At 67.9% G+C, this 15183-nt stretch carries 14 protein-coding genes; 6 read left to right on the plus strand and 8 right to left on the minus strand.

Translation table 11 applies throughout. The annotated features are described in order from the left end of the window. Positions 1 to 3 precede the first annotated feature (3 nt). The gene (locus DFLDMN_RS28095) at positions 4 to 2343 is read right to left on the minus strand and encodes an ATP-binding protein (RefSeq protein ID WP_423199018.1); all 2340 of its coding nucleotides are present in this window, start codon (positions 2341 to 2343) and stop codon (positions 4 to 6) included. A gap of 235 nt (positions 2344 to 2578) precedes the next feature. On the opposite strand from DFLDMN_RS28095, the gene DFLDMN_RS28100 reads away from it, so the two are divergent. Together DFLDMN_RS28100 and DFLDMN_RS28105 are read left to right on the plus strand one after the other, a co-directional pair. Then, positions 2579 to 3847, plus strand: coding sequence for an esterase-like activity of phytase family protein (locus DFLDMN_RS28100; RefSeq protein WP_423199019.1), 1269 nt, complete (start codon positions 2579 to 2581; stop codon positions 3845 to 3847). A gap of 42 nt (positions 3848 to 3889) precedes the next feature. Continuing rightward, positions 3890 to 4285, plus strand: a complete 396-nt coding sequence (locus DFLDMN_RS28105) for a cupin domain-containing protein (RefSeq protein ID WP_423200599.1) — start codon at positions 3890 to 3892, stop codon at positions 4283 to 4285. 28 nt (positions 4286 to 4313) lie between these two features. Here DFLDMN_RS28105 and DFLDMN_RS28110 read toward each other — a convergent pair whose 3' ends face one another. Continuing rightward, a complete protein-coding gene (locus DFLDMN_RS28110) occupies positions 4314 to 5474 on the minus strand; it encodes an L-dopachrome tautomerase-related protein (protein WP_423199020.1) in 1161 nt (386 codons plus the stop codon). Between the two features lie 106 nt (positions 5475 to 5580). On the opposite strand from DFLDMN_RS28110, the gene DFLDMN_RS28115 reads away from it, so the two are divergent. Continuing rightward, on the plus strand, positions 5581 to 6540 hold the full coding sequence (locus DFLDMN_RS28115) for a LysR substrate-binding domain-containing protein (protein WP_423199021.1): 960 nt from the start codon (positions 5581 to 5583) through the stop codon (positions 6538 to 6540). Between the two features lie 16 nt (positions 6541 to 6556). Here DFLDMN_RS28115 and DFLDMN_RS28120 read toward each other — a convergent pair whose 3' ends face one another. After that, entirely contained in the window at positions 6557 to 7315 is a 759-nt protein-coding gene (locus DFLDMN_RS28120) for an SDR family NAD(P)-dependent oxidoreductase (protein WP_423199022.1), read from the minus strand. Positions 7316 to 7435: 120 nt separating this feature from the next. On the opposite strand from DFLDMN_RS28120, the gene DFLDMN_RS28125 reads away from it, so the two are divergent. After that, positions 7436 to 8371: a LysR family transcriptional regulator gene (locus tag DFLDMN_RS28125; RefSeq protein WP_423199023.1), complete on the plus strand. Its 936-nt coding sequence runs from the start codon at positions 7436 to 7438 to the stop codon at positions 8369 to 8371. On the opposite strand, the gene fliD is transcribed toward DFLDMN_RS28125, so the two are convergent. The 5 genes from fliD to DFLDMN_RS28150 all read right to left on the minus strand — a co-directional run bounded on the left by fliD (position 8337) and on the right by DFLDMN_RS28150 (position 12634). Beyond that, positions 8337 to 9134: a flagellar filament capping protein FliD gene (gene fliD / locus DFLDMN_RS28130; RefSeq protein WP_423199024.1), complete on the minus strand. Its 798-nt coding sequence runs from the start codon at positions 9132 to 9134 to the stop codon at positions 8337 to 8339. The genes DFLDMN_RS28125 and fliD overlap by 35 nt on opposite strands. A gap of 155 nt (positions 9135 to 9289) precedes the next feature. Next, on the minus strand, positions 9290 to 10078 hold the full coding sequence (gene pcaD, locus DFLDMN_RS28135) for a 3-oxoadipate enol-lactonase (RefSeq protein WP_423199025.1): 789 nt from the start codon (positions 10076 to 10078) through the stop codon (positions 9290 to 9292). After that, a complete protein-coding gene (locus tag DFLDMN_RS28140; protein ID WP_423200600.1) occupies positions 10068 to 11027 on the minus strand; it encodes a tripartite tricarboxylate transporter substrate binding protein in 960 nt (319 codons plus the stop codon). The genes pcaD and DFLDMN_RS28140 overlap by 11 nt, the downstream gene beginning before the upstream one ends. A gap of 103 nt (positions 11028 to 11130) precedes the next feature. After that, positions 11131 to 11409 (minus strand): muconolactone Delta-isomerase, encoded by a 279-nt coding sequence (gene catC, locus DFLDMN_RS28145; protein ID WP_423199026.1) that lies wholly within the window; start codon positions 11407 to 11409, stop codon positions 11131 to 11133. A gap of 106 nt (positions 11410 to 11515) precedes the next feature. Next, on the minus strand, positions 11516 to 12634 hold the full coding sequence (locus tag DFLDMN_RS28150; protein ID WP_423199027.1) for a muconate/chloromuconate family cycloisomerase: 1119 nt from the start codon (positions 12632 to 12634) through the stop codon (positions 11516 to 11518). A gap of 120 nt (positions 12635 to 12754) precedes the next feature. Between DFLDMN_RS28150 and DFLDMN_RS28155 the strand changes: the two genes are divergently transcribed. Together DFLDMN_RS28155 and DFLDMN_RS28160 are read left to right on the plus strand one after the other, a co-directional pair. Next, positions 12755 to 13642 (plus strand): LysR family transcriptional regulator, encoded by an 888-nt coding sequence (locus tag DFLDMN_RS28155; protein ID WP_423199028.1) that lies wholly within the window; start codon positions 12755 to 12757, stop codon positions 13640 to 13642. A gap of 213 nt (positions 13643 to 13855) precedes the next feature. Continuing rightward, a complete protein-coding gene (locus tag DFLDMN_RS28160) occupies positions 13856 to 15154 on the plus strand; it encodes a class I adenylate-forming enzyme family protein (protein WP_423199029.1) in 1299 nt (432 codons plus the stop codon). Positions 15155 to 15183 lie beyond the last annotated feature (29 nt).

Consider the following 15183-nt stretch of genomic DNA (forward strand, 5'->3'; position numbering starts at 1 on the left):
TGTTCAGGCCAGCATGCCCACGCTGTCGACCGCCACGCGTTCCGGCAGGCTGATCACGGTCTGGAACTGGCGGAACGGCGCGCCCTTGCGGTCGTCGGTAAAATGGAGCGCGATGCTGCCGCCTTCGCGCGCGAGGAATTCGCGCACCGCGTCCATGCCGACCCCGCGCCCGGACACCGCGGTGACCGTCTCCGCGGTGGAGAAGCCCGGCCGGAAGATCCACTGCGCGATCTCCTCGTCGCTGGGCGAGGCATCCGCACCAAGCCAGCCGCGATCCATCGCGATGCCGCGGATGCGGTCGAGCGCGAGGCCTCGGCCATCGTCGCTCAGCGTGATCTGCAGCGTGCCGCGGTCCACGCCCACCTCGATATCGATGGTGCCAGCGGGAGCCTTGCCGCGCGCGCGGCGCACCTCGGCCGTCTCGATGCCGTGATCGAGCGCATTACGCAGCAGATGCGTGAAGACATCGCCCATCAGCGGCACCACATCCTCGGCCAGCCGGTAGCCGTTGTCGTCGATGCGCACCGATGGCACCTCCTTGCCGAGCTCGTGGGCCAGCGACGGCAGCGAGCCGATCACGCCGGCCAGCGCCTCGCCGACGCTCGCGCTGCCCAGCAGGCGCAAGGTCTGCCGCACCGATTCGCGCATCGACACCAGGTCCGGCAGGCTGGCCGGGTTGGCATGCTCGATCAGGCGCAGCGCTTCGCCGATACGCGCCTTGTCCACTACCACCAGCGCATTGCCGTCGGCCACCATGCCTGGCCCCTTGCGGCCGAGGCTGTGCTCGTTGATGGTGGCGTAGCGGTCGATGGCCTCGCGCACGCGCATCAGTTCGGCCATCAGGTCGTTCTGGTCCCACTGCCGGGCGCCGTCTTCCTGCCGCAGCGCGTCGTAGCGCTGTTCGGTCTCGTGCACGACGTTGGTCAGGTGGCGCAGGTTGTAGGTGCGCGCGTTGCCCTTGATCGTATGCATGTTGCGGAACAGCGCGGCAATCGCGGCCGAATCGGCCTGCGAGTATTGGCGGATGATGCGCTCGTTCTCGTGGATAAAGCCGGTTGCGCTGGCGATGAACTGCTGAAACTTCTCCTGGCTCACCGACAGGATCTCGCCGATGATCTCCAGGCTGCGGCGCTGCTCGCTCGCTTCCGCGGCCAGCTTGCGCAGCTGCGTCACATCGCGCACGCACAGCATCAGCCGCACGATCGTATCGTTGTCGTCGGTAATCGCGGACCACGACAGGTCCAGTGCCTTCTCGCGGCCGTCCGGCATGCGCCGGACTACCTCGCCCACCAGCAGATGCTGATTGAAGACGAAGTTGATGCCATCCTGGCCCAGGCAGGCACCCACCGCGGCTTCCACTTGCGCGCGGCCATCGGCATCGAGGTCGGTGTCGGCAAACACGAGGTCCATGAAGTCGCGCCCGGCGATCTCGCCGGTCTCGAAGATCTGCTCGAGATACACCGAATATTCGGGGTGCACGGTCGCATCCTCGACCACGGTCAGGATGCCCTGCTGCATGTTCTGCAGGATCGCCTGGATGTCGGCGTTCTTCTGGCGCAGCAGCAGCGAGTTCTCCTGGATCTTCTCGATCATCTGGTTGAACGCGACGATCGAATGGCCGATCTCGTCCATGCGCCCCACCGGCACGCGCCGCGTGAAGTCCTGGCTGGTCGCGATCTCGCTCATCATGCCCTGCATGCGCGTGAGCGGCTGGGTGATCTGCCGGTACAGCAGCATGCCAACCGCCACCAGCACGATCACCGCCACGCCGCTGACAGCGCCGATCGCCGTGGTAGTGGTGGCCAGGTTGCCATTGAGCGAATCGATGGCCTGGTCCTTCTCGCGATTCTTCTCCACGCGCAGGGTGGCCACGATCTTCTCGAGTTCGTCGCGATAGCGCGCCACGTTGGCAAACAGGAAGGCCTGGGCGATCTCGTCCTTGCCGGCGGCCTTCATGTCGGCGGTTTCCTGGATCGCCTGGAAATAATTGTCGACGCTCTCGTCCGCCTGGGTCAGCAGCCCTTTCTGGGCATGACTGTTGGCGCTTGCGGCCTGCTCGGCAAGCGCCGTCTTCAGCGCGGTCTCGCGCGCCTTCAGGTCTTCCTGTGCCTGCGCCACGAGATTGGCGTCGGGGGCGTAGACCAGTGTCATGGTGGCCAGTTGCACGTCCTTCACCAGCGACACCACGTCGGCCGAGGCCAGCGCGCTGGGCACCACGCCGGCGGTGACCTGCCTCACTTCGGCCGCGCTGCCGCGCGTCTGGAATACCGCGTAGCCACCGATGGCCGCCAGCGCGACCAACATCAGGACGATCAACAGCGTGATGCGATGACGAATACTCATGCGAAAGCCCTTGGTTACAGTCCGTAACATGTGCGCCGTGATTATCGTCATCAAAGTGTGACCGAGCGATGAAGGTCACCGCCTTGTCATGGCCGACGGTGCCCTACGTGCGAGGGGTCGGGAAAGCGGAAGGGGCAAGTGGGGAGTGCTTCGCGCGCAAGAAACGAGATCTGGTGGAAAGACGTGTCATATCGTGCTGGCACAATCGCGCGTGTCTGTTCGGACCATCACCTGCATGCATACCCGCACGATCATGGCGAAGCGCTGCGCCTTTCCGCCGCTCCCCGCTTGCGCGGCCTGGGCGGCCGCCCTCGCCTGCGTGGGCACTCTCGTATTGCCCTCGCCGGCAAACGCCCAAGGCGCCGATTGCGCCGATTGCACCGGGCGCGCCGGCCCCACCCTGCAGGCGCTGCGCCTGATTGGCGAGCAGCGCATACCGCCCGGCGCGACATTCCAGGACACCATCGCGGGCGGGCTGTCGGGCCTCGACTACGACGCCAGTACCAATACCTGGTACCTGGTCAGCGACGACCGCTCCGAGACATCGCCGGCGCGCTTTTATACGGCAAAGCTGACTCTCGACGCCAACGCGTTCAGCAGCTTCGTGCTGACCGGCGTCACCGTGTTTACGCAGGCCAACGGCAAGCCGTATCCCTCGCGGCTGCGGCAGGTGCTGGCGCGCGGCGAGATTCCCGACTTCGAGTCGATCCGCGTGGATCCGCGCGACCGCACGCTCTGGTACACGAGCGAGGGCGACTGCATTACCACGCATCGCGATCCGTCGATCACGCATGGCACGCGGGCGGGCGCCTATCTCGGTCGCATCGAGCCGCCGGCGATGTTCCGGCTGTGCGAGCCGATCGGCAGCGGCGCGCGCTTCAACCTGGGCTTCGAAGCGCTCACGTTCTCGGCCGATGGCGAGACCCTGTGGACGGCGATGGAAGGCCCCCTGCATGAGGATGGACCGGTGCCAACGGCGCAGGCGGGCGCGTGGTCGCGCGTCACGCAATTCGGTCGCGACGGCACCGTGCTGCGCCAGGTGGCATACCCGATCGATGCCGTGACGCCGGCCCCGGCCACGGGCCGGCGCGGCGAGAACGGGGTGTCCGAGATGCTGGCCATCGACGCGCATCGATTCCTGATGGTCGAACGCGCGGCCGCGCAGAACGCCGAGGGCCGTTACGTCAACGATATCCGCCTCTACGAGATGGACGTCCGCGACGCCACCGATACCCGCGCGGTGCCGTCGCTGGAGGTGCGCGCGGCCTTTCGCCCGGCGACCAAGCGTCTGGTGCTGAACCTCACCACACTGGGCCTGCCGCGGCTCGACAATATCGAAGGCATCGCGTGGGGCCCCCGGCTGCCGAATGGACACCGGACACTGGTGATGGTGTCCGACGATAACTTCGGCCCGCCGCAGGTCACGCAGTTGCTCGCCTTCGAAGTACTGCCCGCTGGCGAGCCGGCCGGCACGAGCACGAGCACGGCGGACGGGACGCGCTGACGCGGTAGACTGACGACTTCCGTTTCACGTTGCCTGCCATGTCTGCCCCCTCCGCCCCCTCCGCCCCCATCGCGCTCCCCCGCCCTGATCGATTTCCGCGCCGACCCGGTGCCGAGCCATGACCGTCCGCGCGCGGACCGGCTCGTGCAAGGCAATCCGGACCGCACCACGTGGACCCACTACAGCGCGACGCGCGGCGACTTCGACTGCGGCATCTGGGCGTGCGAGCCCGGCGCGTGGCGCATCGCGTTTCCGGCCGGCAAGGAAGAGTTCTTCCATGTGATCAGCGGCCGGCTGCGCATTACCGACCTCGCCGGCGTGGCGCGCGAGTTCGGCGCCGGCGATGCATGCGTGATTCCGGCCGGCTTCGAGGGCACCTTCGAGGTCATCGAGCCGGTACGCAAGTACTTCGTGGTGCTCGACCGCGACGCGGCCTGAGCACCGTTGACCGCCAGGCATCTGCAGGCTATCGCGTCGGCGCCGGCCTGGCATCGATCTTCACGCGAAACAGGCTGTATGGCTTGACCCGCATGTCCTTGCCCTGGAACAGCGCCTGCCGGTGCAACTGATTGGCGGTGAAGTAGAGATACCCGTCCGGCCCGATCGACAGGGTGTCCGGCCACAGCGCACGCCCATCGTGCACGATGGTCTGCCACGTGCCGTCGGACAGCCGCTTGCGAATGCTGTTGTGCTCGTAGTCGCCGGCATACACGGCGCCGGCGGCATCGCTCTCGAGCCCGTCGGAGGCGCCCTTCTCGCCGAGATCCTGCACCGCCGCCGCGAGCTGGGCCTCGCTCACCGAGGGGTCGCGCAGCAGGCGCGTCGGCACCGCATAGAGATGACGGCTCGACAGCGGGCAGAAGTACAGCGTCTCGCCATCGGCCGACAGGGCAATCCCGTCCGAGGCCACGCCGAACGGGCGGGTCTTGCCGTCGGGGTCGCGCATCGCCATCGGCTTGCCTTCCACCACCGGCACAAACGACTTGTCGACCGATGTCGAACGGTCGCCGCTGAGCCGCCGCATGGCGCGGCCGCTGGCGATATCGACCACGATAATGGCGCCCGGCCCCGACACCGACGAATCCGTGACATAGATCGTGCCGGCCTCACCGGTCCGATAGTCGAAGCGCATGTCGTTGACGTAGGTGCTCGGCAGGATCACGTCGGCCGGAAACGCCAGCGAACGCACCACCTTGTCGGTCGCGAGGTCCACCGCCACCAGCCGCGCGCGGCCCGGCACCGGCGCCGCGAATCCGGGCGCGGCGGTGTCCAGGATCCAGACCTTGCCCTGCCCGTCCGCCACCACGCTCTGCACGCTCAGGAAGCCCGCGGGGTTGGCCTGGCGATTGATGGCGGCGTCCGGATACGGCACCACCTGGTTGCCGCGGATCTCGCCGACGGTGAACGGCACGTCGTCGCCCCAGCGCGGAAAGTTGACGAAGATGCGGCCGGTCTCGGTCACGGTGACACCGGTCGGCATCGGGCCCCGGAACGCAAACACCTGCTCCAGCTTGCCGACAGGCTTCTCGGCAGGCAGCGCGGCCAGCGTGGCGGCGGACGCCAGCGGTGCGCTGGCGGCAAGGGTCAAGGCAATGGCAAAGCGCGAAAGGCGGGGAAACTGGTTCATGGCGGCACCCGGAAAGTGAGGAGAAATCGATGGTTACCATGATGTCCATCGCTAACTCATCCGGAAACAGGCAAAATTCGGAAGCACTTTCTCTGCGCCCGTGAAAATGATCCGATTCGACGACCTTGCCCTGTTCGTGCGCTCCGCCGCGCTCGGCAGCTTCTCCGCGGCGGCGCGCGAGGTGAACCTGCTGCCCGGCCAGGTCAGTGCCGCAATCCAGCGGCTCGAGCGCGACCTCAATATCCGCCTGTTCGCCCGCTCGACGCGCAGCCTGCGGCTGACCGCCGATGGCGAGCAGTACCTGCCCTATGCGCAGGGCGCGCTGGAAACGCTGCGCGAGGGGCACGAACGGATTCATACCGAGACCGCCACGGTCAAGGGCGTGCTGCAGATCGCCGCGCCGTCCGACCTGGGCCGCAATGTCCTGCTGCCGCTGCTGACCGAATTCCGCCGCGCGCATCCGCAACTGACCCTGCGCCTGTCGTTCTCCGACCAGGTCGCGGACGTGTTTCGCGATCCGGTCGACGTTGCCCTGCGCTACGGCAACATGGAGGATTCGAGCTACGTGGCGCTGCCGGTGGCGCCCGCCAACTGCCGCGTCCTGGTTGCCTCGCCCGACTACCTCGCGCGCCACCCGGCGCCGGACTCGCTCGACGCGTTGTCCGCGCATACGTGCCTGCGCTTCATGCTGCATGGCCGCGTCTACGACAAGTGGTCGTTCCAGGAAGACGGCAAGCGCCGCGTGGTGGCGGTATCGGGCCCGCTGATCAGCGACGATGCCGACATCGTGCGGCGCTGGGCCGTGGCCGGCGAAGGCATCGCCTACAAATCATGGCTCGATGTCGCCGCCGACCTGCACGCCGGCCGCCTGGTGACGCTGCTCGACCACATCTCCGGCGATGCCATCCCGCTGAACCTGGTATGCCCGCACCGCAAGCAATTCTCGCCCGCGATCCGGCTGCTGCACGCGTGGCTGCAGGAACGCGTAGGCCAGCCGCCGCGCAAGGCCAGCCCGGCGCAGCCGAGCTCACCACCCCCTGCGCGTCGTCGCGCCCGCGGCAAATAGGCGCGCGCCGCGGCGCTCAGAGCATCATCCCGCCCGAGGCCTCGACGCGCTGTGCGTTGACCCATTTGGTGCCGGGCGACAGCAGCGCCGCGACCACCGGCCCGATATCGTCGGGGCGGCCGGCGCGGCCGAGCGCGGTCACCGCGGCGACCGCCGCGTTGGCCTGGGCGTTGTCGCGGACCCCGCCGCCGGCGAAATCGGTCTCGATGGCGCCGGGAGCGATCGTGTTGACGCTGATGCCGCGTGCACCGAGCTCCCTGGCCAGATAGCGCGTGAGCACCTCGACCCCGCCTTTCATCATGCCGTACGCGGAATAGCCCGCAAATGCGAAGCGCGCGAGACCGGAGGACACGTTGAGGATGCGGCCGCCGTCCGCGATCAGCGGCAGCAACGCCTGCGTCAGGAAGTACGGCGCCTTCAGGTGCACGCGCATCAGTTCGTCGAACACGGCCTCGGTGGTATCGGCAAACGGCACGTGATAGCCGATGCCGGCGTTATTGACCAGAAAATCGAAATCCGTGCGCTGCCAGTCGGCCAGCACCTTCCGGACCTGGGCGGCGAACGACGCGAACGTGGCGCTCTGGCCGACATCGAGCGGCAGCGCGGCGGCGCGCCGGCCCAGCGCGCGGATTTCCGCGACGGCGGCGTCCGCCTCCGCGCGATTGCTGCGATAGGTGAGCAGGACGTCGGTGCCGTCCCGAGCCACGTGCAGGGCGGCGTTACGGCCAAGACCCCGGCTGCCGCCGGTGATCAACGCGATCGGTGCATGTTGCATGAAGTTCTCCGGAAAGGAAGCGGCGCCTCGCCGCGGTGACTCCACTGTATTGACCAATCCGCATTGGATAAATCAGTCGATGGCGATATCATCGTTCACGTCATGTGAACAGTCCCGACCATGGACTCCCTCGATACGCTCCGCATCTTCCTGCAGGTGGCAGACCTCGGTGGCTTTGCGCGCGCCGCTGCCAGCCTCGACCTGTCGAAAGCCGCGGTCTCGCTGGCCATTCAGCGGCTCGAGTCGCAGCTCGGCACCCAGTTGTTCCATCGCACCACGCGCAAAGTCCAGCTGACCCCCGATGGCCACGCGTTCCACGAGCGCGCGCGCGACCTGCTCGACGACATGGACGATCTGCACGGCATGTTCCGGCGCGAGGGCCACGCGCTCAAGGGACGGTTACGCGTCGACATGTCGGCCGGCATCGCCCAGCTTTTCGTCATCCCGCGCCTGCCCGACTTCCTGGCGCGCCATCCGGGCCTGTCGGTCGAAATCAGCGCCACCGATCGCCGGGTCGACGTGGTACGGGAGGGTTTCGATTGCGTGATCCGCATGGGTGCGCTCGAAGAGAGCGCCCTGGTGGCGCGGCCACTCGGCTTAATGCCGATGATCAACTGCGCCAGCCCGGCTTACGTGCAGGCACACGGCATGCCCACGCACGTCGCCGACCTGGCCGGCCATCGACTGGTGCATTTCGTCGGCACCTTTGGCCAGCGCTCGGTGGGATTCGAATATACGGGTGAGGCCGGCACGGTCGCCATACCGATGGCGGGCGAGGTGACCGTCAACAACAGTCACGCCTACACGGCGGCGGCCCTGGCCGGCCTTGGCATCGTGCAGGCGCCGCTGCATGCGATGCAGCCGGCGCTCGACGACGGCCGGCTGGTGGAGGTCCTGCCCGCGTACCGGCCGCCATCCATGCCGGTCACCCTGCTTTACCCGCACCGCCGCAACCTGCCGTCGCGGGTGCGGGTATTCATGGACTGGATCGCGGCGACCTTGACGCCGTTTCTGGCCGAGCTCAGCCCCGCAGCACCGCCAGCTGGTCCGACATGAACATGCTGGCGACGTCGAAGTTGTAGCTGACCAGGCTCAGTTGCTGGAATTGCGCGCGGTACGACGCCACGAGTTGCTGCACGCGGTCCGATTCGTTCTCGTGGCTCTGGTCCAGCAGCGCGAGCATGGCAAGCGCGTCGTCGGACGCGCCGGCGAGCGGGCTGCCCTTGCCGGTCAGCGCGCTCACCAGTGCCGTCGCGCGACCGGCCAGGCCGGCGTCGCCGTCGTCGCCGATAAAGAACTGGCGCACCCCACCCGGATTGCTCTGGATCGCGGCGCCGAGCTTGTCCTGGTCGAGCTGCAGCGTGCCATCGCTATCGAACGACAGGCCGTAGTCGGCCAGCGCGCCACCGGTGGTCTGGTTGAACACGTCGCGCAACTGGGTGCGCGCATCGGCCAGGGCCTTGTCGCCGAACAGCGCGCCTCCGGAGCCGGTGCTCTTGTCGTAGCCGCCGACACTGGCCATGACCTTCTGCGCGGCGTTGTACGCATCGACGAAGGACTTGACCGCCGACTTGATCTTGTCGGCATCCGGCCCGGCCTCGTCGCCGCCGGCACCGAACGCCTTGGCCAGTGCCGCCGCGGCGGACTTCCAGTCCGTCAGCGCGCCGGCCACCTTGCCATAGGCGGAAAGCCTGGACGTGTACGACTGTTCCTGCTGAGCAATACTGGCAAGGCGGCCGCCTTGCTTGCGCTGGATGTCGGCCAGCACGGCATCGAGATTGACGCCGGCGAGCGAACCGAGCGGGGAGGTCTTGGCCATCGTAAGAAGGGGCGAAGGTGGTGGACCTCCGGGATAACGGCGGGGCCGCGCGCACCTTGAGGCTCCTTGAGCATGGCATTGCGCGCATCGATGTCACCACCGCGTAGCCATGCCGGCAACAATCGTTGCGTTGGCCACACCATGCGTACCGGCCCCTAGCGCAGCGCCAGAAAATTGCTGACCGCGTCGGCAAAGGCCGCGGGCACTTCCCAGTTGGACAGATGGGCCGCATCGAGTGACAGAAAGTGTGCGCCCCCTATCGATTCAGCCACGGCACGGCCCTGCGCCGCGGTGGTGGCGAGGTCCCGCTCACCGGCAATCACCAGCACCTCCGCGTCGATGCCGGCCAGCAATGGCCGCAGGTCGGCATCGCGCACCGCCGCGCAGTTGGCGAGATAGCCGGCCGGGTCGGTCCGCGCCAGCATCTCGCGCACCGGTCCGATCCCGGCATCGGGCCTGGCGCGGTAGTCATCGGTGAACCAGCGTGCCAGCACGCCCTCGACAATGGCGTCCATGCCGCCGCGCCGCACCGTCTCGATGCGGGCATTCCAGACCGATTCCGGCCCGATCTGCGCGGCCGTATTGGCAAACACGAAGCGGTCGAAGCGATCCGCATGATGACGCGCCAGCACCATGCCGGTCATGCCGCCCATCGAGAGCCCGCAATAGTGCGCGCGTGCGATCCCGGCATGGTCGAGGATGGCAACGATATCGGCCGCGAGGTCGTCGAAGCCAAACCCCGACGCGGCGCCCGCCGCCGGCAGCGGCGAGCGGCCATGGCCGCGCGTGTCATGGCGCAGCACCCGATAGCGCGCGGTCCACGCGGCCATCTGCGGCTGCCACATCCCGAGCGTGGTGCCCAGCGAGTTGGCCAGCACGAGCACCGGCGCCTGCGCCGGCCCGGCGATCTCGTAGTGCAGCTGGCGCGTCGGTTCAATCGGCATGGATACCCCGCTCGCGGATCAGCGCGCCCCACTTGGTGGTCTCGCGAGCCAGGTGGTCCTTGAGCGCGGCCGGCGTGCTGCCGATCGGCTCGGCCCCGATAGCCGCCAGGCGCTTCTGCACGGCGGGCTTCTTCAGCGCCTCCAGCATCGCGCGGTTCAGGGTATCGATAGCCGCCTGCGGCGTGCGCGCCGGCACAAAGGCCGCGAACCACGGCGACAGTTCGTAGCCGGGCAGCCCCGACTCCGCCACCGTCGGCACATTGGGCAGCGCGGTCGAGCGCCGGCTCGTGGTCACGGCGATCGGGGTCAGCTTGCCCGCATCGATATGGGGCTTGGCCGAGGTAATGCTGTCGAACATGTAGTCGACCTGGCCGCCGAGCAGATCGGTCATGGCCGGGCCGCTGCCCTTGTACGGAATGTGGAGCATATCCACCTGCGCCATCGACGTGAACAGCTCGCCGGCCAGATGGATCGAGGTGCCGTTGCCGGCCGACGCGTAGGTGTACTTGCCCGGCTGTGCCTTGGCCCTGGCAATCACCTCGGCCACCTTGCTGGCGGGATTCTTCGCCTTGTTGGTCACCAGCACGTTGGGCACCACCGCGAGCAGCGACACCGGCGCGAAGTCCTTGACCGGGTCGTAGCCAAGCTTGCCGTAGAGCGCGGGATTCACCGCCATGCCGTTGGCGACGATGAGCAGCGTGTAGCCGTCGGCCGGCGCGCGCGCCACCAGTTCCGCGCCGATATTGCCACCGGCACCCGGGCGGTTCTCCACCACCACCGGCTGCCCGAGCGTCTGCGACATGTCCTCGCCCAGCGTGCGCGCGATATTGTCCATCGCCCCGCCCGCGGGGAACGGTACGATCCAGCGGATGGCATGGTCGGGATAGGCGGCCTGCGCGGCGCCGGACACGCCGCACAGCAGCGCGCATGCCGCGGCCAGGCTTGCCATGCCCGCGCGCACATGCGCGCGGCCTTCGTTGCCCGGCATGCGCACGGCGGCCGGTTTGCTTTGCTTCGACATCGTCTCCTCCACCTTGTGGTTCTGATTGCGCTTACCGGATCGAAGACGGATGCTTCGCCAGCGGCGTGACCTGGATCTTCATATAGGGGAACAGCGGCAGCGCCGCCAGCAACGTGTGCAGCTCGTCGTTCGACTCCACGTCGAACACGCTGTAGTTGGCGTATTCGCCCACCACGCGATACAGCTGCTGCCACTTGCCCTGCCGCTGCAGGTCCTGCGCGTAGGCCTTCTCGCGCGCCTTGATCTCGTCCGCCTGCGCGGCCGGCAGGTCGTGCGGCAGATGGACATCCATCCTCACCAGGTACAACATCGGTATCTCCTTGTCGTGGGTTGACTGCGGCGTCGCAGCGTGCCGGTTCGCGCCTTGCTCATGTCCGCAATTTGCGGCCCTCATTCGCGTCCGTCATGCGCGTCCGTCATTTGCGTCGGTAATGCGCGAGCTTGTCCTCATCTAGCGCAAGCCCGAGGCCCGGCCCTTGCGGCAGGTGCAGCGAGAAGTCACGATACACGGGGCGCTCGACCACGATATCGTCCTTCAGCAGCAGCGGCCCGAACAGCTCGGTGCCCCAGGCAAGCTGCGGCAGCGTGCAGAACCCATGCGCCGCGGCAATGGTGCCCACGCTGCCTTCCAGCATGGTGCCGCCATAGAGCGCGATGCCCGCCGCATCGCCCACCGCGGCCGTACGCAGCATGCCGAAGATGCCGCCCGCCTTGGCGATCTTCAGCGCAAACACATCGGCAGCGCCGATCCGGGCCAGTTCCATCGCATCTTCGGGGCCGCATACCGCCTCGTCGGCCATGATCGGCACCACGAAGCGCGCGGCCAGCCGCGCCAGCGCCATCTTCTGCTCGCGCGGCGTGGGCTGTTCGATCAGGTCGATGCCGGCCGCCTCCAGCATCGCAATGCCGGTGGCCGCCTCGGCCTCGTTCCACGCCTGGTTGACGTCGACCGTCACGCGCGCCCGTTCGCCCAGCGCGCGCTTGATGGCAGCCACATGCGCCACGTCGTCGCGCACGCCGCGACGGCCGATCTTGAGCTTGAAGGTGTTGTGCCGGCGTTCGGCCAGCAGACGCTCGGCCTCCTCGATATCGCGGCCGGTATCGCCACTGGCCAGGGTCCACAACGCCGGCAGCGTGTCGCGCACGCGGCCGCCGAGCAAGGTCGAGACCGGCACGCCGAGGCGCTTGCCCTGCGCGTCGAGCAACGCCGATTCCAGCGCCGACTTGGCAAAGCGGTTGCCGCGCGCCACCTTGTTGAGGCGCGCCATTGCCGCATGGATGTTGGTGGCGTCCTCGCCGACCAGGGCGGGCGCCAGATAGGTATCGATGGTCAGCTTGATGCCTTCCGGGCTTTCGTCGCCATAGGACAGGCCGCCGATGGTGGTGGCCTCGCCGATGCCCTCGATACCGTCGCTGCAACGCAGCCGCACGATCGCCAGCGTCTGCTGCTGCATGGTGGCCATGGCCAGCTGGTGGGCCCGGATGGTCGGCAGATCGACCAGGACCGCCTCCACTGCTTGAATCGTCGTTGCCATACTTTCCTGGTGCCTGATCTATCGGTGGCGCCAGTATGGTCCTTGACGCCGCACGCGTCCAAGACCGATGATGTCTTATTCGATACCTTTTGGGTATGCATTCCCGCATACCTTGCCGCCATGGAACTGCGCCATCTCCGCTATTTCCAGACTGTTGCCCAGGAGCTCAACGTCACGCGTGCCGCGGTGCGCCTGCATATGGCCCAGCCGCCGCTCTCGCGGCAGATCCGGCAGTTCGAGGAGGAAGTGGGCGTGCCGCTGTTCGACCGCGTCGGCCGTGGCCTGCAACTGACCGAAGCGGGACGCTTTCTGCTCGAGCAGTCGCTGCAGTTGACCCAGCGGCTGGAGGAAACGCTGGAAGGCACGCGCCGCATCGGCCGTAACGAGAAGCGCTGGTTCGGCATCGGCTTCGTGCCGTCGGTGCTCTACGGTGTGCTGCCCGAGCTGATTCGCGAACTGCGCGCGGACGACAGCGCGGTCGAGGTCGGCCTGACCGAGATGATCACCGTGCAGCAGATGGAAGCGCTCAAGTCCGGCCGCATCGATCTTGGCTTCGGTCGCCTCGCCTTCCACGATCCCGCCATCGCGCAGCAGGTGGTGATGGCCGAGCCGCTGGTGGCCGCGTATCCGGCCGACGCCGCCGGGGCCGCGCCGCCGGCACGGGCATTGACCGTGCATGCACTGGCGGCGCAGGCGCTGATCCTCTATCCCGCGCGCCCGCGTCCCAGCTACGCCGATCACGTGCTGTCGCTATTCCGCGCGCAGGGCCTGCAGCCGCGCGTGGTGCAGGAAGCCAACGAACTGCAGACCGCGCTCGGCCTCGTCGCGGCGGGACTCGGCATGACGCTGGTGCCGGCCTCGGTGCAGCGGCTGCATCGCGACGATGTGCGCTACGTCCCGATCGACGCGCCAAGCTTCGTCTCACCGGTCATCATGAGCTACCGGGCCGGCGATACCTCGCCCTACCTCGCGCGCGCGGTCGCATGGGTGATGCGGCAGGCTGGCTGAAGCACGGTCACCGGGCAGGACGGCGCACCCGGCACGGCTGCACGCATGGCACGGTCGTGACCGACCGATGACGGCGCGCGCCGCGATCGGTGCAAGCGGCAAGTTCAGTGCCGTGGCAATACGGGACGCTTTGACACCGGGGGGGTTCGGGCCATATTCTCCAGCCCGTCGGCAAGCCGCGGCAGAGGCTTGCAGGCAAGCCACGGAGCGTTCATGGACGAGTTGCCCACACGTGTTCTGACCCATGCGTACTGGCCTGCCGCCGGAGAGGCGCTGATCTTCGATCAGACCATCGGCGCGGCACTGCGCATGACGGCACGCGACCACGGCCTGCGTACCGCGCTCATCGACGGCACACCAGGCCCGCCGCGCCAGCGCTGGAGCTACGACGACCTGCTGACTGCATGCGAACAGGTGGCACGCGCACTGCTCGCCCGCTTTGCACCGGGCGAACATGTCGCGGTGTGGTCCGCCAATTGTCCCGAGTGGATCTTGCTCGAGCTCGGCGCCGCGCTGGCCGGCCTGGTACTGGTGCCGGTGCCGCCCGCCAGCACCGGCCCCGAGGTGTCTCATATCCTGCGCCATTCCTGCGCGCGCGGCGTGTTCGCGCAGCCGGTCCATCGCGGCCGCAACCTGCTGGCGACGCTCGCCGGCAACCGCGGTGCACTGCCGGCCTTGCGCGAGGTGATCTCGCTCGGCGACTGGGATCACTTCGTGTCGGACCTGTCGTTCACCGGCGCACTGCCCACGCCCGCGCCCGACGATATTGCGCAGATCCATTACACCTCGCGCCACCCGGGACCGCCGCGCGGCGCATGCCTGACGCATCGCAGCCTGGCCAACAACAGCCGGCTCTATGCACGGCGCCTGGGCGCGCGTTCGAGCGACGTGTGGATCAATCCGCTGCCGCTGTGCCAGACCATGAGCTGCGCGCCGGTCACGCTGGGTGCGCTGCAAACGGGCGGCACGCATGTGCTGCTGCCCACGTTCGATGCGCTGCTGGCGCTATCGCTGCTGGAGCGCAAGCGCGGCACCATCGTGCCATGCGACGCGGCCATGCTCGACCTGATGCTCGCGCATCCCGAGATGACAACCTTCGACCTGCAGGCATGGCGGCTGGTGTCCCTCGACACCGTGCCCGCCGCGGACCTCCTGCGGCGCGCGCGGCGTGCCTTCGGCGTGAAGGTGGCCATGGGATTCGGCCAGCCCGAGTCGTCGCTGTTTCTCGCCCACACGTTGCCGGACGAGCTTCACGCCACATGGCCCGACACCGTCGGCCGGCCAATGCCGGGGGCCGAGGTCAAGATCGTCGATACCGCCAGCGGGGAGATCGTGCCCGTGCATGCGCTCGGCGAGATCTGCGTGCGCGGGGCCGGCACCATGCGTGCGTATTTTGCCGATGATTCCACCGACGATGCCGCCGATGGCGATGACGAGGCCGACGGCTGGCGCCATACCGGCCAGCTCGGCGCGATGGACGCGCACGGCTATCTGCGCCTCCATCGCGCCTGATGCGTCCGGCGCCACCACCCTGCCGGCGG

It is taken from the genome of Cupriavidus sp. H19C3 (genome assembly GCF_049393815.1).
Taxonomy (GTDB): Bacteria; Pseudomonadota; Gammaproteobacteria; order Burkholderiales; family Burkholderiaceae; genus Cupriavidus.